21 protein-coding genes are annotated in these 23,173 nt (G+C 70.3%); 13 read left to right on the top strand and 8 right to left on the bottom strand.

Features of this window, described 5'->3' with window-relative positions:
- Positions 1 to 35: 35 nt before the first annotated feature.
- The 3 genes from IG98_RS0101875 (at position 36) to IG98_RS0101885 (ending at position 2,861) form a co-directional block, all read left to right on the top strand.
- Positions 36 to 1,391, top strand: a complete 1,356-nt coding sequence (locus tag IG98_RS0101875; RefSeq protein WP_030904467.1) for an MFS transporter — start codon at positions 36 to 38, stop codon at positions 1,389 to 1,391.
- A 148-nt stretch (positions 1,392 to 1,539) separates the two neighbouring features.
- Positions 1,540 to 1,884: an RNA polymerase-binding protein RbpA gene (locus IG98_RS0101880; protein ID WP_030904469.1), complete on the top strand. Its 345-nt coding sequence runs from the start codon at positions 1,540 to 1,542 to the stop codon at positions 1,882 to 1,884.
- Between the two features lie 158 nt (positions 1,885 to 2,042).
- Complete coding sequence (locus tag IG98_RS0101885; RefSeq protein ID WP_037969193.1) at positions 2,043 to 2,861, top strand: isocitrate lyase/PEP mutase family protein; 819 nt, start codon at positions 2,043 to 2,045, stop codon at positions 2,859 to 2,861.
- Between the two features lie 18 nt (positions 2,862 to 2,879).
- Here IG98_RS0101885 and IG98_RS0101890 read toward each other — a convergent pair whose 3' ends face one another.
- A complete protein-coding gene (locus IG98_RS0101890) occupies positions 2,880 to 4,076 on the bottom strand; it encodes a PP2C family protein-serine/threonine phosphatase (protein WP_030904473.1) in 1,197 nt (398 codons plus the stop codon).
- A 440-nt stretch (positions 4,077 to 4,516) separates the two neighbouring features.
- On the opposite strand from IG98_RS0101890, the gene IG98_RS0101895 reads away from it, so the two are divergent.
- Positions 4,517 to 5,638 (top strand): S1 family peptidase, encoded by a 1,122-nt coding sequence (locus tag IG98_RS0101895; RefSeq protein WP_030904475.1) that lies wholly within the window; start codon positions 4,517 to 4,519, stop codon positions 5,636 to 5,638.
- A 64-nt stretch (positions 5,639 to 5,702) separates the two neighbouring features.
- Entirely contained in the window at positions 5,703 to 6,266 is a 564-nt protein-coding gene (locus IG98_RS0101900; protein WP_030904477.1) for a snapalysin family zinc-dependent metalloprotease, read from the top strand.
- A 111-nt stretch (positions 6,267 to 6,377) separates the two neighbouring features.
- Here the strand turns inward: IG98_RS0101900 and IG98_RS0101905 are convergent, their stop codons facing one another.
- On the bottom strand, positions 6,378 to 6,875 hold the full coding sequence (locus tag IG98_RS0101905; protein WP_030904479.1) for a GNAT family N-acetyltransferase: 498 nt from the start codon (positions 6,873 to 6,875) through the stop codon (positions 6,378 to 6,380).
- A gap of 199 nt (positions 6,876 to 7,074) precedes the next feature.
- Here IG98_RS0101905 and IG98_RS53060 point away from each other — a divergent pair, with 199 nt between their 5' ends.
- On the top strand, positions 7,075 to 7,518 hold the full coding sequence (locus IG98_RS53060; RefSeq protein WP_030904481.1) for an SRPBCC family protein: 444 nt from the start codon (positions 7,075 to 7,077) through the stop codon (positions 7,516 to 7,518).
- Here the strand turns inward: IG98_RS53060 and IG98_RS0101915 are convergent.
- The 4 genes from IG98_RS0101915 to IG98_RS0101930 form a co-directional block, all read right to left on the bottom strand.
- Positions 7,505 to 8,080 carry an FxsA family protein gene (locus IG98_RS0101915; protein WP_030904483.1) on the bottom strand — a complete coding sequence of 192 codons (576 nt, stop codon included), beginning with the start codon at positions 8,078 to 8,080 and terminating at the stop codon, positions 7,505 to 7,507. The two genes, IG98_RS53060 and IG98_RS0101915, sit on opposite strands and share 14 nt — an antisense overlap.
- 130 nt (positions 8,081 to 8,210) lie before the next feature.
- Positions 8,211 to 8,963, bottom strand: coding sequence for a polyprenol monophosphomannose synthase (locus IG98_RS0101920; RefSeq protein WP_030904485.1), 753 nt, complete (start codon positions 8,961 to 8,963; stop codon positions 8,211 to 8,213).
- Positions 8,963 to 10,630, bottom strand: coding sequence for an apolipoprotein N-acyltransferase (gene lnt, locus IG98_RS0101925; RefSeq protein WP_030904487.1), 1,668 nt, complete (start codon positions 10,628 to 10,630; stop codon positions 8,963 to 8,965). The genes IG98_RS0101920 and lnt overlap by 1 nt, the downstream gene beginning before the upstream one ends.
- Before the next feature lie 581 nt (positions 10,631 to 11,211).
- On the bottom strand, positions 11,212 to 13,323 hold the full coding sequence (locus tag IG98_RS0101930; protein WP_245651370.1) for a HelD family protein: 2,112 nt from the start codon (positions 13,321 to 13,323) through the stop codon (positions 11,212 to 11,214).
- Positions 13,324 to 13,731: 408 nt separating this feature from the next.
- Here IG98_RS0101930 and IG98_RS0101935 point away from each other — a divergent pair, with 408 nt between their 5' ends.
- Genes IG98_RS0101935 through IG98_RS0101960 form a run of 6 tightly spaced genes read left to right on the top strand, consistent with a single transcriptional unit; the run spans position 13,732 to position 20,387 of the window.
- The gene (locus IG98_RS0101935) at positions 13,732 to 14,928 is read left to right on the top strand and encodes an ROK family transcriptional regulator (RefSeq protein ID WP_030904491.1); all 1,197 of its coding nucleotides are present in this window, start codon (positions 13,732 to 13,734) and stop codon (positions 14,926 to 14,928) included.
- Positions 14,929 to 14,966: 38 nt separating this feature from the next.
- Positions 14,967 to 16,310, top strand: a complete 1,344-nt coding sequence (locus IG98_RS0101940) for an extracellular solute-binding protein (protein WP_030904493.1) — start codon at positions 14,967 to 14,969, stop codon at positions 16,308 to 16,310.
- Positions 16,311 to 16,316: 6 nt separating this feature from the next.
- Complete coding sequence (locus tag IG98_RS0101945) at positions 16,317 to 17,258, top strand: carbohydrate ABC transporter permease (protein WP_030904495.1); 942 nt, start codon at positions 16,317 to 16,319, stop codon at positions 17,256 to 17,258.
- Complete coding sequence (locus IG98_RS0101950) at positions 17,255 to 18,163, top strand: carbohydrate ABC transporter permease (protein WP_030904497.1); 909 nt, start codon at positions 17,255 to 17,257, stop codon at positions 18,161 to 18,163. Before IG98_RS0101945 ends, IG98_RS0101950 begins: the two co-directional genes overlap by 4 nt.
- Complete coding sequence (locus IG98_RS0101955) at positions 18,160 to 19,419, top strand: 6-phospho-beta-glucosidase (RefSeq protein ID WP_030904500.1); 1,260 nt, start codon at positions 18,160 to 18,162, stop codon at positions 19,417 to 19,419. The genes IG98_RS0101950 and IG98_RS0101955 overlap by 4 nt, the downstream gene beginning before the upstream one ends.
- Entirely contained in the window at positions 19,416 to 20,387 is a 972-nt protein-coding gene (locus IG98_RS0101960) for an N-acetylglucosamine kinase (RefSeq protein WP_030904502.1), read from the top strand. Before IG98_RS0101955 ends, IG98_RS0101960 begins: the two co-directional genes overlap by 4 nt.
- A gap of 164 nt (positions 20,388 to 20,551) precedes the next feature.
- Here IG98_RS0101960 and IG98_RS0101965 read toward each other — a convergent pair whose 3' ends face one another.
- On the bottom strand, positions 20,552 to 20,812 hold the full coding sequence (locus IG98_RS0101965) for a hypothetical protein (protein WP_030904504.1): 261 nt from the start codon (positions 20,810 to 20,812) through the stop codon (positions 20,552 to 20,554).
- A gap of 450 nt (positions 20,813 to 21,262) precedes the next feature.
- Here IG98_RS0101965 and IG98_RS0101970 point away from each other — a divergent pair, with 450 nt between their 5' ends.
- Positions 21,263 to 22,102, top strand: coding sequence for a dioxygenase family protein (locus IG98_RS0101970; RefSeq protein WP_030904506.1), 840 nt, complete (start codon positions 21,263 to 21,265; stop codon positions 22,100 to 22,102).
- 114 nt (positions 22,103 to 22,216) lie between these two features.
- Here IG98_RS0101970 and IG98_RS0101975 read toward each other — a convergent pair whose 3' ends face one another.
- On the bottom strand, positions 22,217 to 23,173 hold the full coding sequence (locus IG98_RS0101975; RefSeq protein WP_030904507.1) for a nucleoside hydrolase: 957 nt from the start codon (positions 23,171 to 23,173) through the stop codon (positions 22,217 to 22,219).

A 23,173-nucleotide genomic window follows, 5' to 3' on the forward strand; every position in this document is an offset into this window, starting at 1 on the left:
CCTACCCCCCGCCCCCCAGCGAACCGAGGACCCCCATGACCTCCGAACAGGTCGTCGAGGAAACCCCCCAGGCCCGCCGCCGCGAACAGCGCGGCTGGTACTTCTACGACTGGGCGAACTCCGCCTTCCCCACCACCGTCCTGACGGTCTTCCTCGGCCCCTACCTGACGACGATCGCGAAGACCGCCGCCCAGGGCCGCCCCTACGTGGACGTGCTCGGATTCGACGTGCGGCCCAGCGCCTACTACTCCTTCGTGGTGGGCACCGCGGCCATCCTGCAGATCATCCTGATGCCCGTGGCGGGCGCCCTGGCCGACCACACCGGCCGCAAGAAGGAGCTCATGGGGCTGTTCGCCTACCTCGGCGCCGGCGCCACCCTCTGTTTCTGGTTCGTCGCCGACGGACGCTACCTGCTGGGCGGCGCGCTGTTCCTGGTGGCCAACGTCGCCTTCGCCGCCGCGTTCGTGATCTACAACTCGTTCCTGCCGGAGATCGCCACGGCGGACGAGCGCGACCGGGTCTCCGCCCAGGGATGGGGTTTCGGCTACCTCGGCGGCGGCCTGCTGCTCGCCTTCCACCTGGCGCTCTTCCTCAAGCACGACTCCTTCGGCGTCACCGAGGGCGAGGCCGTGCGCATCGCCCTGGCCTCGGCGGGCCTGTGGTGGGGCGGGTTCACCGTCATCCCGCTGCTGCGGCTGCGCAACCGGCGGGCCCTCGCCCCCGGCACGGAGACGGCCGCCCAGGCCGTGACGGGCAGCTTCCGCCAGCTGGGCCGCACCATCAGGGAGCTACGGCGCTACCCGCTGACCCTGGGCTTCCTGGTCGCCTACCTCATCTACAACGACGGCGTGCAGACCGTCATCTCCTTCTCGGCCACCTACGCCGACAAGGAACTCGGTCTTGACCAGACCGTACGGATCGCGGCGATCCTGATGGTGCAGTTCGTGGCCTTCTTCGGCGCCCTGCTGCTCGGCCGGCTCGCCGCCTCGTACGGGGCCAAGCGGGTCGTGATGGTCGCGCTGGTCGCCTGGGTCGCCGTGGTGGCCGTGGCCTACTTCCTGCCCAAGGGCTCGGCGGGGCCGTTCTTCGCGCTGGGATTCGCCATCGCGATCGTAATGGGCGGGACGCAGGCACTGTCGCGGTCGCTGTTCTCACACGTGATCCCGCGGGGCAAGGAGGCGGAGTACTACAGCCTGTACGAGATCAGCGACAAGGGCTCGACCTTCCTGGGGTCGTTCACCCTTGGCCTGGCGCTCCAGCTGACCGACAGCTACCGCCTGGGCATCATCTCTTTGGTGATCTTCTTCGTGCTCGGTTTCGTGCTGCTCGCCCTCATCGACCTGCCCAAGGCCATCAGAGCGGCCGGAAACCAGGTGCCGGAACGCATCTGAGAACGCCCCGGAAAAGGGTTCCTTCACAGACCGGGTCAAGAACGTGCGATTGGATCACCCTGTCTGTGGGAATCCACACACGGTATCAAGCGTTGTACGCCGTGGGAGACGAACCCCTCACGACGGGGCCCTCAGGAGGCATTCAGACATGGGCGAGCGTGCGCTACGCGGTACCCGGCTCGGGGCGACCAGCTACGAGAACGACCGCAACACCGATCTGGCCCCGCGCCAGGAGGTGTCCTACACCTGCCCGAAGGGCCATCGATTCGACGTTCCGCTTGCCGCTGAAGCCGAGATCCCGGCGACCTGGGAGTGCCGCATGTGCGGTGCGACCGCCCTCCGGGTAGACGGCGAGGTGCCGGAGGCCAAGAAGGCCAAGCCCCCACGCACGCACTGGGACATGCTGCTGGAGCGCCGCACGATCGAGGACCTGGAGGAGGTGCTCAACGAGCGCCTGGCGATTCTACGCGCCCAGCGCCGCAAGAGCGCCTGACCGATTCCAAGAGACGGAGACCTTCGGCCCCCTGACCAGGGGCCGAAGGTCTCCGTCTTCTCCGCTGCCTCGGTGACAACCGGGACACGAAGTGGCTCAGCCGATTAATACGGAATTGGTCCTTGGGATCGGTCCGCTTTCTCCCTAAGGTCATTTCCATGACCACTCAGACCAGCAGAGAGACCACCGGCACCACCTCGACGACGGCCGGCGAGAAAGCCGCGGCGCTCCGGGCGCTGCACGTACCGGGCCGCCCGCTGGTGGTGCCCAACGTCTGGGACGCCGCGTCGGCACGTGCCGTCGAGGCCGAGGGGTTCCCGGTGATCGCCACCGGCAGCGCCGCCGTCGCCCCGGTGCTCGGCTACGACGACGGTGAGGAGACCCCCGTCGAGGAGATGCTGGCCGCGATCGCCAGGATCAGCCGCTCGGTCGGCCTGCCCGTCACCGCGGACATGGAGCGCGGCTACGGGCTGGAGCCCGCCGAACTGGTCGAGCGGCTCGCCGCCGCCGGAGCCTCCGGCTGCAACCTGGAGGATTCCGATCCGCGCACCGGTGCCATGGTCGACGCCGACGAGCAGGCGGCCTTCCTGGGCGCCGTCCGGTCCGCCGCGGTCGACGCCGGCGTGGACCTGGTGATCAACGCCCGGATCGACACCTACATGAACGGCACGGGAGACGCCGGGGAGCGACTGGCCGAATCGGTGCGGCGGGGCCGCCGCTACCTGGAGGCGGGCGCCGACTGCGTCTACCCGATCTTCGCGGCCGAGGCCGAGGCCGTCCGCGCACTGGCCGAGCGGATCGAGGGGCCGATCAACATCCTGTTCCGTCCGGGTACGCCGTCGCTCGGCGAGCTGGCCTCTCTCGGGGTGGCCCGGGTGAGCTTCGGCCACGGCCTGCACAAGGCCGTACAGGCGTACACGGCCCGGATGCTCACCGCGATCCGGGAGGGTGAGAGCCCCTACTCCGCCGCGCTCTGACGCGGCGTCCCGCCGAGGTCAGAGGCTGAGCTTGCCCTCGGCTCCGCCACACCACTCCACCAGCAGGACCGTGGCATCGTCCTGGAGCCTGCCGTCGTGGTGTTTCAGCACGCTGCGGACCAGGCGGCGCAGGGTCTCCGGCACGGGCAGGTCGTCGGCGTTGTGCCGGACGATGAAGTCGACGAAGCGCTCCAGGCCGAACTCCCCGCCCTCGCGGTCACGGGCCTCGATCATGCCGTCGGTGTAGAGGAGCACGCGGTCACCCGGCTCCAACTGCTCCCTGCACGGGATCACCGGCAGTCCGAGACCGAGGCCCAGCGGGTGGGCGGGCGGGCATCTCAGGACGGTGACCCATCGTCCCCCCCTGATCACCACCGGTGGGTGGTGGCCCCGGTTGACCCAGGTGAACACTCCGGTGCGCATGTTCAGGTCGGCCAGAACGGCCGTGGCGAAACGGTTGCCCTGGCCGAACTCCCCGATCAGCACCTCCTCGATCCCCTCGCTGACCTGGACGAGGCCGATACCCCGGCGGCGCTGGTTGCGGCAGGCGGCCACCGCGAGGTTGGCGGTCAGCCCGGCCGACGCGTCGTGGCCCATCGCGTCGAAGACCGCCAGGTGCAGAGATTCGCCGTCCAGCCCGTAGTCGAAGGCATCGCCACCGAGCTCGTACGCCGGTTCGAGGGCGGCGCCGATCACCACCTTCTCGCTGGCGAAGGTGAGCGGCGGCAACAGGTTCCACTGCATCTCGGCGGCGACGTTCATCGGCCGGGTCCGCACCAGCCGGGCATAGGAGTCGCTCTGCGAACGCTTGCTCACCAGAATCAGCGCGACCACGGACGCCAGGTACCGCATGTCCTCCTGCGACCGGTCGCCGTCGACGTCCGGCCGGGCGTCGACGCGCAGCACCCCGAGGCGTTCCGTGCCGTCCAGCACCGGCACCCACCATCGTCCCACCTCGCCCGCGACACCGACGCTGGGCAGCACGCGCACCTCCTGGAAGGCACGCCCCGCCAGCGTTCCGTCGATCCGCAGCTCGGCTGGCTCCCGCTCGGCGCCCTCACCCCGGCCGGCCAGCGGGCGCAGCACCTCCTGCTGCAGGTCGGCCAGATAGATCAGCACGTCGTACAGACCGACATGGGCTGCGTGCTCCTCGACGAGGGACGGCAGCCGCTCCATCGTGCTCAGATGGCTGGCCTCGACAAGTCCCGCGAGCATTCTCGCCCGTCCCTGGTAAGGCCCCACGTCGTTCCCGCCCACCTGCGGCGTGGATGGCGTAGATCCGTCCACGGCAACTCCTCGAGACCCCCGGTCCGCGCCGGACGCCGAACACGAACGGCCCATCCGGCGTCTTCAAAAGAACCTCTACCCCCGCGAAGGGGATCGACCCGGTTCTTTCCGCGGGATCTGGATCCGTGGGCGGCCTGTCAGTCACCCCCGAACAGAGCCGACCTGCTGGTGCGGGTAGACGTGCCTCTGATCGTGTCCGGAGGCAGGACGCAGCGGCGCTCGGCGTGCGGGCAGCGAGACGCGTCATTGTCGATCACTCCCCCCCATCGGTGATCAGGACTCCATAACATCGCGATAGGGATTTTTTGGGAGATCCCTTAACATGCGCCCCGCAAATACCTTGACAGCACCCCTCACAAGGAGTGTTCATGTTACGTCGAGGTACCCTCCTGGCCGGAGCCACCACCGTGGCCCTGTACCTGGCCGCCACCGTGGCACCCGCCTCCGCAGCACCCGCCCCCCTCGCTCCTCAGCCTCCGGCAGCGATGCTCGAGGCCCTCCAGCGCGACCTCGGCCTCACCGCCGAGCAGGCCGTGCAGCGGCTGGCCAACGAGCAGCGTGCGGCCGCCTCGGAGTCCGCTCTGAGCGGTGAGCTCGGCGCCGACTACGCCGGCGCCTGGCTCAACGGCGACGCCTCCCAGCTCTCCGTGGCCACCACCGACGCCGCCGACGCCGCCGCCATCAGGGCCAAGGGCGCACAACCCGTGATCGTCGGCCGGACCCTGGCCGAACTCAACGCCGTCAAGGACGGTCTCGACCAGGCCTCCGCGGAGGCCAGGGCCGGCGCGTCCCTCTGGTACGTCGACGTCGCCACCAACAGCGTCGTCGTCCTCACCGGCGACCAGGCCGCGGGCGAGGCCCTCGTCGCCGCCGCGGGGGTCGACAAGAACGCCGTACGAGTGACACTCTCCGCCGAGAAGCCCCAGGCCCTCGCCAACATCATCGGCGGCCTCGCCTATTACATCGGCTCCAGCCGGTGCAGCATCGGCTTCTCCGTCCGTAAGGGAACCACCCCCGGCTTCGTGACCGCGGGACACTGCGGCCGGGCCGGCAACACCACCAGCAACCCGTCCGGCACCTTCCAGGGCTCGTCGTTCCCCGGCAACGACTACGCCTGGGTCGCCACTCCCGGCCACACCGTGCAGCCGTGGGTGCGCGGTTCCGGCGGCGCGAACGTGATCGTCCGCGGCTCCACCCAGGCCTCGGTCGGCGCCTCGATCTGCCGCTCCGGCTCGACCACCGGCTGGCGCTGCGGCGTCATCCGGCAGCACAACGCCAGCGTGACCTACTCGCAGGGCACGGTGAGCGGCCTGACCCGCACCACCGTGTGCGCCGAGCCGGGCGACTCCGGCGGCTCCTACATCTCCGGCAGCCAGGCCCAGGGCGTCACCTCCGGCGGCTCCGGCAACTGCACCGTCGGCGGCACCACCTACCACCAGCCGGTCAACGAGATCCTCTCGGCGTACGGGCTGACGCTCGTCACCGGCTGATCCCACCTCCTCACCAGCTGCTCCCCGTGAGCAACCCCCCGATGGCCGAGGAGGCCCGCTAGAAATGTCCAGAATCACTCGTTTCGGTGTCGCGCTCATCCTGGGACTGGCCTTCCTGGTGGCCATCCCCGTCCAGGCCACGCTCGTCCACGCGGCGGACGCCCGTACGGCGGCCGTACGCGTGCTCAGGTACGACGCGAGCAGAGCCGCGGAGTTCCGGTCCGCCGTGGATCAGGCGGCACAGATTTGGAACTCCAGCGTCTCGAACGTGCGACTGGTGGCCGGCAGCCCCGCGGACTTCGTGGTGCTCGCCGACAACGGCTGGCCTCGCGCGCAGCCCACCAGCCTGGGCCGCGGAACCGTGTGGATGGGACGGCAGGCGACCGCCGAGGGCCACAACCCGCTGCGTATCGCCACCCACGAGATCGGCCACATCCTGGGCCTGCCCGACCGGCGCACCGGCCGGTGCACGGACCTGATGTCCGGCGCGAGCGCGGGCACGAATTGCACCAACCCCTACCCGAACACGGCGGAGAAGGCCGAAGTCCAGCAGAACTTCGCCGGGTTCGCCCCGGCGATCGACTTCGGTGAGATCTACGTCGACAGCCCGGAGCGCGTGACGTCCTAGCTGATCATCCAGGTACCCGCGGGCACCTCGCCGGTCCGGCCGAACCCATCGGCCGGGCCGGCGAAGGCGTGTCGGCCTGCGTTCGCCGGGAGCCCCGGCTTTGCCCATGGGTCATGACAGGAGTTTCTCGAAGCAGTGGGAATCCGCGAGCCGCTCGTACGGAGGGAAGATCGGGACGGGGGTGTACCCCTCCCTCCGGTACAGCCTCACCGCGTCCGGCTGACGGTCGCCGGTCTGCAGGATGACCCGGGGCGCGCCCAGCGCGCGAGCCGCGTCCTCCGCCGCGGCCAGCAGGGCTCGTGCCACGCGGGTGCCCCGGTGCGAGGGGATCACGAACATCCGCTTGAGCTCCAGTTCCCCGCCGAGCCTGCGCAGCGCCACGTGCCCGACGGGAAGCCCCTCCGCCGAGTACGCGACCCCGCTGTAGGCGACGGTCTCGGGCTCGACGTCCATGCCCCGTGGCAGCAGGTCGGGGGTGGCGGCGAGCAGGTCGGCGTAGCGGGCGCCCATCTCCTCGGTCATGGCCCGGCGCAGTGCCACAGCCGCGCCGTCGTCCCAGGGCACGGACCTGACCGTGACCAGGCCGGTTCCCTCCGCGAACGCGGTCATAACAGCCCCTCTCTCTGTTCCCACGGTCACAGACCCGCATGTCACCGGCCCGGACCGGCGTCGCCCGTCAGGCCACCACATTCTCACGGCCACAACTCGACTAAATATCCATTTAAAAGGTAGGAAAATAGGATTTTCCTGTCAACGTTCGCGGCGCGCCCCGGAGGATCGACCGCCGGACAATGGGAAGGAACCAAAGGTGACCCGTTCCCATATCAGCGTCTCGGTGGACGCACACGCCCGGCCCGAGCAGGTCTTCTCCGTGCTGACCGACTGGGCGCGGCACGACGAGTGGATGGTCCTGACCCGGGCACGGGTCACCGCCGGGAACGGCCGTAGCACCGGGAGCCGGCTGGCGGCCTTCACCGGTGTGGGGTCTCTCGGGTTCCTCGACACCATGGAGATCACCGAGTGGGACCCGCCCAGGAGCGTGAGGGTCCGGCACACGGGACGGCCGGTGCGCGGCACCGGGGTCTTCCGCGTGCTGCCCCGCGAGGGCGGCGGCAGCACGATCATCTGGGAAGAGGATCTCGACCTGCCGTTCGGCGCGGCCGGACGGTTCGGCTGGCTGGCGGTCAGGCCGCTGAACGCCGCACTGTTCCGGCTCTCACTACGCCGCCTGGCCGCGCTCAGCGATCGGTGAGGCTCCGGGGGCCGGCCGCCCTTTCCGAGGCCCCTTCGGAGGCACCGCCGGGGGCGGCAGGCTCGTCGCGGATGACCTCCCCGTGCAGGACCGGACCCGAGCCGGGCGACCTCCCGGCGTCACGCAGCACATCGAAGGGCGAGCCGTCGCCGAACGGCGAACCGAGCCCGGCGCCCGCCGCGTTCCTGGCCATGATGGTGCGGACCCGGCGGGCGAAGAACCAGGCTCCGAGTCTGCGGACCATCGGCCGGGTGAAGGGCAGCAGGCACAGGATGCCCAGCACGTCGGAGAGGAATCCGGGGATGAGCAGCAACGTGCCGCCTACGAGGGTCAGGCCACCGCCGGCGAGCTCGCGGTCCGGCATCCGCCCGCTCTGCAGCGCGCTCTGCAGGTTACGCCAGGCCCGGCGGCCCTCGCGGCGCACGATCCAGGAACCGAGCAGGCCGCCGACGAGCAGGAGGGCCAGCGTCGTCCAGCCACCGATGACCTGACCGACCTGGATGAGCACCAACACCTCAAGGACCGGCACTACAAGGAAGGTCAGGACCAGCAGAAAGCGCATCTTTGCCTCAACTCATGCGACAGCCGTATGACATGACAACGCCGCGGAGCGGCCGTGCGTTCCGCGTTCGCTCAGCGTGGACGCGTCTTCGGCGAAGCCTTGGGACCACGCTCTCGCCATACCCCGGAGGTCAGCGACCACGGCGGCGGCGCAGACGCGCGGGCAGGCCCGTGACACCCCAGGCGGCGACCCGCCAGAAGGCTTCGACCACCACTCCGCGGCCCATCTTGCTGGTCCCGATGGTGCGATCCACGAAGGTGATCGGCACCTCGGTGACGCGCAGCCCGTTGCGGACCGTGCGCAGGGTCAGATCCACCTGGAAGCAGTAGCCCTGCGACTCGACGTCGTCCAGGCCGATCTTCTCCAGGGTGGCGGCACGGTAGGCCCGAAACCCCGCGGTGGCGTCGCGGACCGGAAGGCCGAGCATGAACCGGGTGTAGACGTTGGCGCCGCGCGACAGGAACTCCCGCGAGGCCGGCCAGTTGACGACCTTGCCGCCGGGCACCCACCGGGAGCCGATCGCCAGATCTGCCCCGTCGACCAGCGTGTCCAGCAGCTTGGGCAGTTCCTCCGGCCGGTGGGAGCCGTCGGCGTCCATTTCCACGAGGACACCGAAGCCCTCCCCCAGGCCCCAGCGGAAGCCCGCGATATAGGCCGCCCCCAGGCCCTGCTTGCCTCCCGGCCGGTGCAGCACGTGGACGTGGTCGTCGTCGGCCGCCAGCTTGTCGGCGACCGCTCCCGTGCCGTCGGGGCTGTCGTCGTCGACGACCAGGAGGTGCGCCTCGGGCACGGCCTCGCGCAGCCGCCGGGTGATCACCGGCAGGTTCTCCCGCTCGTTGTACGTCGGGACGATGACGAGCACCCGACCAAGCATCCGCTCCATCACGCGTCTCCCACCTGCTGATCGTCTTTTCGGATCACGGGGTGCCCCACGCTGCGCGTCCGGCGCCGCCAGGCGACGGCCACCGCGCCCGCCCCCACAAGTATCAAGGCCCATTCGGGCAGCGCGCCCACGCGTGTGGCGATGGTTTGCGCGGTCCTGACCGGGACCGTCAGGACGTTCATGGCGGGCACCAGTTCCCCGGTGCGCCAGGCGATCGAACCGCTTGGAGTCACGTATGCCGATATACCCGTAATTGCGGAAGTGATCACCGCCCGATTGTGCTCCACGGCCCGCAACTGGGACATGGCGAGTTGCTGCGGCGGCAGGTTGGTCAGCGCGTAGGTGGCGTTGTTGGTCTGCACCACCAGCGGTGAGGCCCCCGTCCTGGCGGTGTCACCCACGATGCCGTCGAAGGCCACCTCGTAGCAGTTGATCGCGCCGATGGTCACCGGCCCCAGTCTGAGGTCGCCGTCGCGAGTGCCCGGCACCGACTGCTTGCCGACCAGGGACGCGCGTTCGAACAGGGCCAGCACGAGGTCCTTGAGCGGGGTGTACTCCCCGAAGGGGACCAGTTGCTGTTTGTCGTAGTGGGCGCCGGGTCCGGTGACCGGGTCCCAGACCAGGCTGCGGGTCGCCCGGCTGTTCTTCCCGATCCCGACCACCGCGCCGACCAGGACGGGAACCCCGATGTCCTTGACCGCCGCGTCGATCTCGCTCCTGGCGAACTCGCTGCGCAGCGGGTCGATGTCCGTGGAGTTCTCCGGCAGCACGACCAGGTCGGGGCGGGGAGTCCTGCCCTCCCTGACGTCCCGCGCCATCTGGTGGAGCATCCGGGTGTGGTTGCCGAGGACCACGGCCGGCTCGTCGCCCAGCGGGTGCATGCCCCGGCCGGGGACGTTGCCCTGGATGACGCCGACGGTCACGTTTCCGCCCTCGTCGCCGTACCGGGGGACGGCCAGCGCCCCGGCCGGCACGGCCAGCGCCCCGGCGAGCGGCCACGCGACGGCCCGCCCCCAGCGCGGGCCTCGGGAGCCTTCCGGGGCCGAGGACGCGGGCGAAGCCGGGAACGACCTCGACACCGCCAGTGCGAGCAGGCCACCACACAGGGCCACCACGAAGCTCACCAGCGGCGCCCCGCCGAGTGCCGCGTACGGAGTGAAGATCGACTCACCCTGGCTGAAGGCCACCCGCGCCCAGGGGAATCCACCGAAGGGGAACTCGCCCCTGGCCCACTCGGCCGCCACCCAGAGCGCGGCGCTCCACAGCGGCCACAGGCGCAATCTGGCCACCAGGGCGGCACCCGCACCCCAGGCGGCGTAGAAGGCGCTCTCCATGGCGACCAGCCCCAGCCAGGCATCGATGCCGATCGGGCTCACCCAGTGCAGGCCGGGCAGCAACAGGGCGAGCCCGGCCAGCAGGCCCAGCCAGGCGCCACGGCGCGGGCGGGTGCCGCGCACCGCCAGCACCGCCGAGGCCATGCCGAGCGGCGCGAGGAACCAGAGCCCGAACGGCGGGAAGGCGAGGAAGATCAGCAGGCCACCGGTCACCGCACCCACGACGCGGGCGGGCAGTTCCAGACGGGAAGGGAGCGGCGAGGTCGCCTCACCTGACGGGTCGTCCGTCTCGGACGCCTCCGGCACCGGGGCGGCCGTCTTCTCCTGCACCACGGGCGGGGCTCCTTGCGATGTCGTACGGGCCGGTGACGCCCGGTCCTTCTGCCCGAACGCTACCGCCCAGCGGGCATGCCCCCAAAAAGTTCCACGACATATTCGCGGTAAGCCCACCGGAGCCCTCTGAAGCCAGCAAACCCCCCAGATGGGCTCCGCAACCGGCAACGGGGCGGTCCGGGGGTGTCGAACGACACCCCCGGACCGCCCCGACGCTTGCGGCGCTCGCACGGGAGCGGGAAGAGAGCCCGGGCAACCCTTCGGACCGGTTCCGTCCCGTCGGCGGCGAGCGCGGATTGCCGTTGTCTACTGGGTGCCCGGACCCCTCCTGGGTCCAACCCCCCGCCCGGAAGGAGTGCCCCGCCTCGACGGACTGCCGGCCCTGCGTCTGGCTGAACGGACGGGGTCACCCCCGTCACGGGCGCAGGAAACGGCGATGTCGAAAGGCGGCCGACCGGCCAGTCCCGTGCTGGACTGGGCAGCAAACTACCGAGCCCAGCGCAGATGTCAACCGTGTCACTAACAGCGGAAACATCAAGTTTTCGCAGCTGGGACATGATCGACGAGAGCCGTCAATGGTCTCATGTGATCCGATGTCTCTCAAGTCGAGCGAGGGCATCGGGAAGCGGACCATCATGCACGACGCCAAGCCGCTGGGTCGCGCGGGTCAACGCCACGTAAAGGTCGCTGGCCCCGCGCGGGGACTCGCCCAGGATCGACTCCGGTTCGACCACGATGACCGCGTCGAACTCCAGCCCCTTGGCCTCGGCGACGGTCAGCACCGCCACCTGGGCGTCCAGGGCGGCGGCCCCCGGGCCGGCGACCGCGCCGTCGACGGAGCGGACCACCACCTCTCCGAGTTCCCGTGCGCGTGACTCGGGAACGATCACGACAAGTCGCCCACCCTCCACGATCTCGGCCTTGACGACGTCGCCGAGTGAGGCCGTCGGCGAGGCCGCCCACGGGCGCGCCCCGGTGTCCCTGACCGAGGCCGGGGCCTTCAGCGCCGGATCGACCAGGGTGAGCACGTCGGCGGCCACCGCCATCAGCTCCGCCGGGGTGCGGTAGTTGACGCTGAGGGTCTCCTCTCGCCAGCGCCCGGCCACGTAGGGGTCGAGGACCCGGCCCCAGGAGCGCGCCCCGGCCGAGGATCCGGTCTGGGCCAGGTCACCGACGATCGTCATCGACCGCGTCGGGCAGCGTCGCATCAGCATCCGCCAGTCCATCGGCGACAGCTCCTGCGCCTCGTCCACGATGACGTGGCCGAAGGCCCAGCCGCGGTCGGCCGCGGCGCGCTCGGCGGTGGTCAGGAAGACGTCGTCGCCGAGATGGCGGGCGGCGAACTTCTCGGCGTCCATGATGTCGGAGAGCCCGGTCAGCTCCAGGACCTCCTTGGCGTATTCGAGCTGGTGCTGCCGCTCGTCGAGCGCGGCGGCGCGCTGCGCCGCCTGCTCCTCCTCGGCCATCCAGGCCCCGGCCCGCAGCACCGCGGGGTCGATGTCGCCGAGCAGTTCGGCGGCCTCGTCCAGGAGCGGCACGTCGGACTCGGCCCACCAGTTCTCCCCCTTGCGGGGCGGCTCGCGCAGCATCAGCTCCCGCTCGGCCTCGCCGAACTCGGCGGCGGCGTGGTCGAGGCGCTCTCGGGAGGTGAACAACCCGATCAGGAGCTGCTGTGGCGTGACGTAGGGCCACAGCCGGTTCAGGGCCGCCTTGACGGGCCGCTCGGTACGGAGATCCTCGCGGATGTCGGCCAGCTCGTCGTCGTCGATCATCCCCTTGCCCAGCTGCCTGGCCGCCTGACGGGCGAGCGCGTTGAGCAGGTGGCGAACGAAGATCGAGCGGGCCTCGTTGTGTGCCCGCTTGGAGCGGGCCGCCCTGTTGCGTGCCGCCTCCAGGACGTTGCCCTCCAGCCGCAGGGTGTAGCGGTCGAGGCGGATCTCGATCGGCTTGCGCGGCACCCGCTGCCGCTCGCGCACGGCCCGCGCGATGACCTGGGCCATCCGGGAGTCGCCCTTGAGCCCGGCCACCTCCGCAGGTTCCTTGCGCCCGGGAACGACCCCCGGGTACAGCTCGGAGACCGTCGACAGCAGCACGTCGGTCTCCCCCAGGGAGGGCAGTACCTGCTCGATGTAGCGCAGGAATGTCAGGTTCGGCCCGAGGATGAGCACCCCCCTGCGGGCCAGCTTCTCCCTGTGGGTGTAGAGCAGGTAGGCCGCGCGGTGCAGCGCGACCACGGTCTTGCCGGTCCCGGGGCCGCCCTGCACGACCAGCACCCCGCCCAGGTCCGAGCGGATGATGCGGTCCTGCTCCGACTGGATGGTGGCCACGATGTCGCGCATCCGCCCGGTGCGCCGGGCGGCCAGGGAGGCGAGCAGAGCGGCCTCCCCGTTGAGGGTGGCCACGTCCTCGTCCGTGAGGCTGTCGAGATCCAGGAGATCATCGTCGATCCCGATCACCCGGCGGCCCTTGGTCTGCAGGTGGCGGCGGCGGGTGACACCCATCGAGGCCGCGGGGGTGGCGCCGTAGAAGGGCTGGGCGACCGGGGCGCGCCAGTCGATCAGCAGTCGGCGCTGGTCGTCGTCGGCCATGCCGATGCGGCCGATGTAGAGGGAGGTATCGTCGGCGTTGTCGAGCCGGCCGAAGCACAGGCCGTTCTCGACCGCCCACAGACGGCCCAGACGCTCGGCGTACATCCCGGCGAAGCTGTCGCGCTCAGAGCGGTTCTGGTGCGTGCCCCCGCTCCCTCCCTGCGCGAGGACGCCGTCCAGCTGCCGCTGGGTGCGCTCGCGCAGCAGATCGAGCCTCGCGTAGAGAGCGGAGACGTACTCCTGCTCCTTGGTCAGCTCGATTTGACGGGTTGCCGTCGCTCCATTATCGTTGCTAGTAATGGGATACTCCGGACCATTGCGCTAGTTGTTATGACAAACCATCACCCTAGCAGGTCCGTTGAGAAGTTTACCCGCCCCTGAGCCATCACAGCTTCATTGCGACGCCTCCTGCCCGCTTGACGAGGATCTGCCGGGTTCCTTACATTCACTCGGAGTTAGGAAAGTTTCCTAACTTCGCTTCATCGTGAATGCGAGGACGCACGCGGAGGGCCAGTGAAGCAGCCGACGCCGGGCACCCCGAGCCTGCTGCGCGCGATCAACGACCGCGCCGCCCTGCAGGCACTGCTGGAGCGCGGCCCGCTGACCCGCCCGGAGATCGGCGCCCTCACCGGCCTGTCCAAGCCCACCGCCTCGCAGTTGCTCATCCGCCTGCAGGAGGCGGGCCTGGTCGTGCTCAACGGCATCCGCGAGGGACTGCCCGGTCGCACCGCCGAGGTCTACCGGCTCAACCCGGCCGCCGCGTACGCCGCCGCGATGGACGTCACGCGCGCGGGCATCGACGTCAGGGTCGCCGACATCACCGGCGCCGTGGTCGGCGAGCACCACCTGCCCACTCCCGGCCGCTCCGGCGGCGACGCGGTGGAGCGGGTCGCCGCCGCACTGGAGGGCGCGGATGCCCCGGGGACGCCGCGGTGCCTGGTCATCGGCGTGCAGGGCACGATCGACCCGGGCACCGGCAGGCTGGCCTACGCCACCAGCAGGGACATGCCCGGCTGGCACATCCCCGACCTGGTCCGCACCCTCGGCGACGGCCTGGGCATACCGGTCGCGATAGAGAACAACGTCAACCTCGTCGCCCAGGCCGAGCAGGCGCACGGCGTGGGCCGGGGCCACCGGGACTTCGTGCTGCTCTGGGCCGACGAGGGCCTGGGCGCGGCGCTGGTCCTCGGTGGCCGGCTGCACCGGGGCGCCACCGGCGGCGCCGGCGAGATCGGCTACATGCCCACCCCCGGCGCGCCGACCGCCAGGGAGACCGGCCGCTACGCCAACCACGGCTACCAGGCACTGACCGGCGGCCCCGCGGTGCTCAAGATCCTCCGGTCGTACGGCGTGCGCGGCGGCGCCCCCGCACAGGCGGTGCTGAACGCGGTGCGTGCCGCCGCGTCCACCGGCAGGCGCGCCGACGACGCCCGTGCCGGGCTGCGCGACATCGCCTCCCGGCTGGCGGTCGGGCTGGCCTCGATCACCTCGGTCATCGACCCCGAGATCATCGTGCTGACCGGCGGGACCCTGCTCGCGGGCGGTGACACCCTGCGCGAGCTCGTCGAGCACGAACTCCACGCGCTGACCATTCCCCGGCCACCGCTGCTGCTGTCAACCGTCGAGGGCAATCCCGTCCTCGCCGGCGCGCTGGATCTGGCGCTCACGACCGCACGCGACCAGGTCTTCGGCTCCACAGTCCCCTCTTGACCCGCCCGTGTACCCCCCACCCCCAGGAGGCAGCCGTCGTGCACCGACGCTTTCTCACCCTCACCCTGGCCACCCTGACGGCCGCCGCGCTGACCGCCTGCACCGCGGGCACGGAGGGCGCACCCGCGCTCGGCTCGCGCCCCAACCCCTCAGGCTCGGCCTCCGCCGCCCTGCCGGCCTCGGCCATCGAGCTGTGGCACGGATTCTCCGCGCCCGGCGAGGTCAAGGCGTTCGAAGATGCCATAGCCGGATTTCGTACGAAATTTCCCCAAATAACCGTCAAACTGGTCAAGGGTGTCCAGGACGCGCAGATCACCCAGGCGGTGCGCGGCGGGAAGGCCCCTGACATCGCCTCCTCCTTCACCACGGACAACGTGGCCCAGTGGTGCCGCAGCGGAACGTTCCAGGATCTCACCCCGGTGATCAAGCAGGACGGCATCGACCTGTCCGTGCTGCCCGAGGTCTCGCGTTCCTACACCGAGTACGAGGGCAGGCGGTGCGTGATGCCCCTGCTCGCCGACGCGTACGGGCTCTACTACAACAGAGCGCTGATGAAGGGCTCCGAGCCGCCCAAGACGCTCTCGGAGCTGACCGAGCTGACCAAGAAACTCACGGTCCGGGACGCGGAGGGCAACATCGAGGTCGCCGGGTTCATCCCGAGTTTCCAGTACTACGAGAACTCCGCCTCGCACCTCGCCCCGATGGTCGGCGCCACCTGGTACAAGCCGGACGGCACCTCGGCGATCGGCTCCGATCCGGCGTGGCGGGAACTGCTGCGCTGGCAGAAGGACCTTGTCGACTGGTACGGCTACGACAAGCTGGAGAAGTTCCGCAAGAGCCTGGGCCAGGAGTGGTCGGCCGACCACCCGTTCTACAAGGGCAAGGTCGCCATGGTCCTGGACGGCGAGTGGCGTAACGCCATGATCGCCGGTGAGGCCAAGAACCTCGACTACGGCACCGCACCGCTCCCGGTCTCCGACACCAAGCCCGACCTGTACGGCAGCGGCTTCACCGCGGGCACCGTGATCGGTGTGCCCAAGGGGGCCAAGAACCCGCAGGCGGCCTGGGAACTGGTCAAGTATCTGACCACCGACACCTCGGCGCTGGTCACGCTCTCCAACGCGTTGCGCAACGTGCCGACCACCAAGGCCTCACTGGAGTCGCCCGACCTGGACAAGGACCCGAACTTCCAGACCTTCCTCGACATCTTCGCCCATCCGAAGACGAGCACGGTCCCGGCGAACGTCAACAGCACCTTCAACCAGGACGCGGTGCAGGAGTTCCTCGGCCGGTGGGAGAAGGGGGCGGTCGGCGACCTCGACGCCGAACTGGCCAAGGTCGACAAGCGCCTCGACGACAAGATGAAGCTGTCCGGGGGCTGATCCTCGATGAGCACCGTCCACGCCGCGCCGCCCAGGTGGCGGCGCGGCGAGGGCCTCAAGGCCCTCCTTTGGATGTCGCCCTGGCTGGTGGGGTTCGCGGTGTTCTTCGCCTACCCCCTCGCGGCGACGGTCTACTTCTCCTTCTACCGTTACGACCTGTTCACGCTGGAGTTCATCGGCCTGGACAACTACCGCTACTTCCTGGTGGACGACCGGGCCTGGGCCTCCATCAAGAACACGCTGTGGCTGGTGGTCCTCATGGTCCCCGCGCAGGTGCTCTTCGGGCTGGGCGTGGCGTGGCTGCTCACCCGGCTCAAGTCGGGCGTCGGCTTCTTCCGCACGGTGTTCTACCTGCCATCGCTGATCCCGGTGGTGGCCGGCACGGTCTCCTTCGTGTTCCTGCTGAACCCCTCGGGGCCGCTCAACCAGTTCATCGAGCTCTTCGGGATCGCCGCGCCCGACTGGTTCGGCGACAAGGACTGGTCCAAGCCCAGCCTGACGATGCTGGCCATGTGGGGCATCGGCAACACCATGATGATCTTCCTCGCGGCTCTGCTGGACGTGCCCAAGCACCTGTACGAGGCCGCGGCCATCGACGGGGCGGGCGCGTGGCGGCAGTTCAGGAGCATCACGCTGCCGACGATCTCGCCGGTGCTGATGTTCTCGACGGTCACCGGCGTCATCTACGCCCTGCAGTACTTCACCCAGGCGATGATCGCCTCCCGGGTCGCGGCCGGGGTCACCGACTCCCCCGGCAGCAGCTTCGTGCCCGGCTACCCCGAGCTGTCGACGCTGACGCTGGCCCAGTGGCTGTTCCACGTGGGCTTCCGCGACTTCAGCATGGGGTACGCCTGCGTGCTGGCCCTGCTGCTGTTCGCGTTCTCCACGGTCTTCACCCTCATCCTGCTCCGCAGGTTCCGCGCGTTCGACGAAGGAGGGGACCGGTGACCACCCTCACCACCTCGGCCGCGGCCGCGCAGCCCGCCGGGGTCGCCTCCCGCGGGCCGCGCCCCGCCGCGCGCGTCCCGCGCGGCCGCGCGATCCTGTACTGGATCGCCACCCACGCCCTCGCCGTCGCGCTGTCGCTGATGTTCGTCGGCCCGCTGGTGTTCGTGGCGCTGACGGCCGTCATGAGCAACGACCAGGCGCTCACCGGCGACCTGTGGCCCCGCACCTGGAACTGGTCCAACTTCGCCGACGTGTTCGCCAGGTCGCAGCTGCTGTCCTGGCTGGGCAACACGTTCCTGTACGCCGGGCTCGGCACCGCCTTCATGCTGCTGTCGTCGATCCCGGTGGCCTACGCGATGGCCCGCTTCCGCTTCCGGGGACGCAAGCTGGCCTTCCTCGCGGTCATCACGATGATGATGCTGCCGCCGCAGGTCGTCGCGGTGCCCGTCTATCTCATCTGGGCGCGCCTGGACCTCACCGGCACGCTGTGGCCGCTGATCCTGCCGATGCTGTTCGGCGACGCCTTCTCCATCTTCCTGCTGCGGCAGTTCCTGGTCAGCATTCCCAGGGAGTACACCGAGGCCGCCAAGGTCGACGGCTGCTCGGACTTCCGGACGCTCGTCAGGGTGATCCTGCCGATGGCGCGTCCGGCGATCGCGGCGGTGGGTCTGTTCCAGTTCTTCTACTGCTGGAACGATTACTACGGTCCGCTGCTCTACGCCCATACGAACGAGGCGAACTGGACGCTCTCCCTCGGGCTGGCGTCCTTCCGGGCACTGCACAGCGTGCAGTGGAACCTCACCATGGCGGCGACCCTGCTCGTCATGGCCCCGGTGATCATCGTGTTCTTCTTCGCCCAGAAGGTCTTCATCGAGGGCGTCACGCTGACAGGAGTAAAAGGGTGAAACTCGCCGTTGTCGGGGGCGGCTCGACGTACACGCCGGAGCTGATCGACGGGTTCGCGCGGCTACGCGACGAGCTTCCACTGACCGAGATCGCGCTGGTCGACCCGGACGTCCACCGGCTGGAGCCGGTGGCGGGGATGGCGCGCCGGATGCTGGCGCGGGCCGGGCACCCGGCCACGGTCCTCGCGACCACCTCGGTCGAGGAGGGCGTCGCCGGGGCGCACGCGGTCCTGCTGCAGCTGCGCGTCGGCGGCCAGGCGGCGCGCAACGTGGACGAGACGCTGCCGCTGGAGTGCGGCTGCGTCGGCCAGGAGACGACCGGGGCGGGCGGGCTGGCCAAGGCGCTGCGCACGGTGCCGGTGGTACTGGACATCGCAGAGAAGATCAGAGAACACGCGCCCGACGCCTGGATCGTCGACTTCACCAACCCGGTCGGCATCGTCACCAGGGCGCTGCTGGAGGCCGGGCACCGGGCCATCGGCCTGTGCAACGTGGCCATCGGCTTCCAGCGCCGCTTCGCCGCGAACCTGGGCGTCACCCCCGAGCGGATCTCCCTCGGCCATGTCGGCCTGAACCACCTCACCTGGGAGCGGGCCGTTCACCTGGACGGAGTCGACGTGCTGCCGCGACTGCTGGAGAGCCACGCTGAGGAGATCGCCGAGGACGTCGGCCTGAGCGCCGCGCTGATCCGGCGCCTGGGCGTGGTCCCCTCCTACTACCTGCGCTACTTCTACGAGCACGACCTGGTGGTGGCCGAGCAGCGGACCAGGCCGTCGCGCGCGGCCGAGGTCTCGGCGATGGAGACGGCGCTGCTGGAGATGTACACCGATCCGGCCGTGGACACCAAGCCGGAACTCCTGGAGAAGCGCGGCGGGGCCTTCTACTCGGAGGCCGCGGTGGCGTTGATCGCCTCGCTGGTCGGCGACCGCGGCGACACCCAGGTGGTCAACCTGCGCAACGACGGCACACTGCCGTTCCTGCCCGACGAGGCGGTCATCGAGGTCCCGGCCACGATCACCGCGGCGGGCGCGACCGCGCTGCCGGTGGACCCGGTGGAGCCGCTCTTCGCCGGGCTCATCGCCCACGTCACGGCGTACGAGACGCTGGCACTCGCGGCCGCGCTGCACGGCGGCGAGGACCGCGTCGCCGACGCGCTGCTGGCCCACCCGCTGATCGGGCAGGCCGCACTCTCGAAAGACCTGGCCCGGCGCCTGATCGAGGCCAACCGCGGGCACCTGTCCTGGGCGAACGCGTGAGGACGGTCCTGGCCGTCGACGGCGGCAACAGCAAGACCGACGTCGCGCTGGTCCGCGAGGACGGCTCGGTCATCGCCACCGGGCGCGGCGGCGCCTTCCAGCCGCAGACCGCCGGGGTGGGGGCCGCGATCGACGTGATCGGCGACGCCGTGCGCTCCGCGCTCGGCGAGGGGGCGACCACGCCGTACGCCGACCACGTGGCCGCCTACGTGGCGGGTGCGGACCTGCCGGTGGAGGAGGACGCGCTCCGCGCGGAGATCCTCCGGCGGGGGTACGGCACGGAGGCGACCGTCGGCAACGACACCTTCGCGCTGCTGCGCGCCGGGGCCTCGGGCCCCGCGGGCGTGGCCGTGGTGTGCGGCGCCGGCATCAACGCGGTGGCGGTCTCCCCCTCGGGACAGGTGGCGAGATACCCGGCCCTGGGGCGGCTCACCGGCGACTGGGGCGGTGGCCTCGGCCTCGGCGAGGAGGCGCTCTGGCACGCCGTACGCGCCGAGGACGGCCGGGGTCCCGCCAGCGCGCTGACCTCCGCGATCCGTGCGCACTTCGGCACCCGCACCGTCGAGGAGGTGTCCCTGGCCATCCACTTCGGCGAGCTGCCCTACGGCAGGCTGAACGAGCTGGTACCGGTGCTGATGGCCGTCGCTGCCCGGGGTGACGGGGTGGCCCGCTCGCTGGTGGCGCGGATGGCCGAGGAGGTCGTCGTGCTCGCGGTGGTCGCGCTGCGCCGCCTGGACCTGCTCGCCGTGCCGATGGAGGTGGTCCTGGGCGGCGGCGTGCTCACTGCCCGCGATCCGCTGATGAGCGAGCTGCTTGAGCGGGGCTTCGCCGAGCGGGCCCCGCAGGCCAAGCCGATCGTCGCCGACGTCGCCCCCATCATGGGGGCCGCCCTTCTGGGACTGGAGGCCCTCGGTGCCACCGAGGAGGCCAAGGCCCGCCTGCGGACCCACTTCCACGCCCTGACCTGAGACGCGCCCGGTTCACCCGCCCCCGGGAATCGGTCCTTTCCCCGGCGTCGCATTCAGGTGCGGAGCTCGGTGAAAGGGCCGGGAACGGTGCGGTCACGGGAGAAGGTGGCCGGGAAGCCCGTCGTCCCCGCGTGCAGCGCGGTCGCCTCTCCCCTGACCAGCCGTTACAGGTACTGGCCGGCTTCGGCTCCGTCCGTCTTCGACACCCGCACCGACACCACGTTGGCCAGGTTGACGACCATGCCGATCATCTCGGTCTCGAAGCCGTATCTCACCTGGGTCAGCACCAGGCTGCGCCGCTCGTCCAGAGCACGGGAGATCGCCTCCACCGCCGCGGACTCCCCGTCGAAATCCCCGCTCGTCACGGAGACGTCCTCACCCCCCACCGGGTGGAATCGGATGATCAGTACATCGTTGTCAGGCACAGCCGGCTCCTTTCGCCAGTGTCCACAGGAAGTACCTGCCCAGCGTCGAACGCTGTAGACAACCGTCGCCACCCGGGCTTCACGCGGAGGCGCCCCGTCCCCACGCGGTAAAACGGAGATATCCGCGAGGTGAATCACCCTGCCGGAATTTCTCCGGTCATGTCATTCTATTCGTGTCATAAATATTTGATATGACGTGGCTAAAGCCGTGTTCGGGCGGCCCTCACCTGCATGGTCATCACCACGGTAGCCATATCGCAAAGTTATAGAAACATGGAGGGTATTGCGGCCCCACGTCCAATGTCAGCCTTGTGCACGTCCAGGCTGCCAGGTCCCGCCGGTTCCCCGCGGCGGTGTCGTACGGCGCCGGTTTCGACCGGCCGTCCCGGCGCCGTACGCGTTCGACAGGTCGCGTCCAGGCACGTCCCCCCAGAGGCCAAGGAGGCCATTGTGGACGCCGAGAACACCCACGACCAGAATACCGGCAACGAGAGCGGGGGCATCAGCCGCAAGACCCTGCTGAAGGCCGCTCTCATCGCCCCGATCCCGCTGCTGGTCGGCCAGGCCCCCGTGCTGGCCCGCGACACGCAGCGGACGGGCGGGCTGCTCGACCCCACTCCCTTCTGCGACGACGGCGACGCCCCGACGATCGCCCAGACGGAGGGCCCCTACTTCAAGCCCAACTCGCCACTGCGCACCTCACTGGCCGGGCCCGGCACACCGGGCGTCCCGCTGACCGTCAGCGGCTACGTGTTCGGCCGCTCGTGCCAGCCGATCGCCAACGCGCTGCTGGACTTCTGGCAGGCGGACACCAACGGCGCCTACGACAACAGCGGATTCGGCTTCCGCGGGCACCAGTTCAGCGACGCCCAGGGCGCGTTCACGCTGACCACGATCGTTCCGGGCCTGTATCCCGGACGCACCCGGCACATCCACGTCAAGGTCCAGGCTCCGAACCGGCCGGTGCTCACCACCCAGCTCTACTTCCCGAACGAACCGCGCAACAACACCGACACGATCTTCGACCCGTCACTGGTCATGACCGTGCGCACGGTCGGCTCCGGCAGGGAGGCGACGTTCGACTTCGTGCTCAACATCGTCGGCACCCCGTCGCCCAGCCCGACGCCGACCACGAGCCCCCCGCCGGGCGGGACGTGGAAGGCCGGAACGAACTACAAGGCCGGCGACCAGGTCACCTACGGCGGCGTGACCTACCGCTGCCTCCAGGGGCACACGGCCTACGCCGGATGGGAGCCGCCGAACGTACCGGCCCTGTGGCAGCGCGTCTGACGCGCCGACCGGCCGATGTGACCGGCGATCCCCTCGTGGACGCCGTGTCGCCGTAGCCCGGGACGCCCGGTCCGGCCTCTCCCCGGACCGGGCGTCCCGCCGGAGGTCTCCCGGTCAAAGCCCGACGCGTTTCTCCTCGCCTTCGATCGACTCCGCGACCCGCGCGTAGACGGCCAGCAGAAGGTCCCAGAAGCGGCCGACGTCGAGCGAGGTGCCGACCAGGGCGTTGGGGGCGCGGCCCCGGAGGTTGAAGTCGGTCACGGTCATCCCCGAGGTGAAGCGGCCCGCCGTCTCGACGTCGACGACCGCGGGTTCCAGGGTGATCAGCGACGGGTCGATCAGGTGGGCGACCGCGCAGGCGTCGTGGATCGCGGGCCCGCCGTCGGCGGTGATCATGCCGTAGAACCGCACGCACGGGATGAGCAGGTCAGCGCCGAGCCTGCCCATGGCCGCCATTCGGGCCGCCACCGCCTCCGTGGCCATGGCGGCACGGCTCACGTCAAGGCCGATCATGGTCACCGTCCAGCCCGCGCCGAAGACGATCGCGGCGGCCTCCGGGTCGGCGGCGATGTTGAACTCGGCCGCCGGGGAGAAGTTGCCCCGGGTGTACGACCCGCCGAGGATGGTGAGCCCCCGGGCCCAGTCAACGATCCTCGGCTCCCTGAGCACCGCGAGCGCCACGTTGGTCAGCGGGCCGATGGCGACCAGGGTCACCTCGCCCGGGTCGGCCCTGAGCGTCTCGATGATGAAGTCGACGGCGTGCCCGGCGGCCGGCGGGAGCGTCGCCGGAGGCAGCAGCGCGTCCCCGAGACCGGAGCCGCCGTGCACATCGGCCGCGTCCACCCGGGCGCGCAGCAGGGCGCCCGCGCTGCCCGCGGTGACCGGCACGTCGCCGAACCCCAGGAACTCGCGGAGCCGCAGTGCGTTGTCCGTGGTCCTGGACAGGTCGACGTTGCCGCCGACCGTGGTGATCCCCAGGACCTCCAGGTCGGGGCTCCCATGAGCGAGGGCGAGTGCCAGGGCGTCGTCGATCCCCGGGTCACAGTCAATAATGATCTTCCTAGCAGGCAC

It is taken from the genome of Streptosporangium amethystogenes, from assembly GCF_000721075.1.
Lineage (GTDB): Bacteria > Actinomycetota > Actinomycetes > Streptosporangiales > Streptosporangiaceae > Streptosporangium > Streptosporangium amethystogenes.

Coding starts and splice junctions, on each gene's coding strand:
- IG98_RS0101875 (WP_030904467.1), top strand. CDS start 36: ATGACCTCCGAACAGGTCGTCGAGGAAACCCCCCAGGCCCGCCGCCGC.
- IG98_RS0101880 (WP_030904469.1), top strand. CDS start 1,540: ATGGGCGAGCGTGCGCTACGCGGTACCCGGCTCGGGGCGACCAGCTAC.
- IG98_RS0101885 (WP_037969193.1), top strand. CDS start 2,043: ATGACCACTCAGACCAGCAGAGAGACCACCGGCACCACCTCGACGACG.
- IG98_RS0101890 (WP_030904473.1), bottom strand. CDS start 4,076: ATGCTCGCGGGACTTGTCGAGGCCAGCCATCTGAGCACGATGGAGCGG.
- IG98_RS0101895 (WP_030904475.1), top strand. CDS start 4,517: ATGTTACGTCGAGGTACCCTCCTGGCCGGAGCCACCACCGTGGCCCTG.
- IG98_RS0101900 (WP_030904477.1), top strand. CDS start 5,703: ATGTCCAGAATCACTCGTTTCGGTGTCGCGCTCATCCTGGGACTGGCC.
- IG98_RS0101905 (WP_030904479.1), bottom strand. CDS start 6,875: ATGACCGCGTTCGCGGAGGGAACCGGCCTGGTCACGGTCAGGTCCGTG.
- IG98_RS0101915 (WP_030904483.1), bottom strand. CDS start 8,080: ATGCGCTTTCTGCTGGTCCTGACCTTCCTTGTAGTGCCGGTCCTTGAG.
- IG98_RS0101920 (WP_030904485.1), bottom strand. CDS start 8,963: ATGGAGCGGATGCTTGGTCGGGTGCTCGTCATCGTCCCGACGTACAAC.
- IG98_RS0101930 (WP_245651370.1), bottom strand. CDS start 13,323: ATGTACGCCGAGCGTCTGGGCCGTCTGTGGGCGGTCGAGAACGGCCTG.
- IG98_RS0101945 (WP_030904495.1), top strand. CDS start 16,317: ATGAGCACCGTCCACGCCGCGCCGCCCAGGTGGCGGCGCGGCGAGGGC.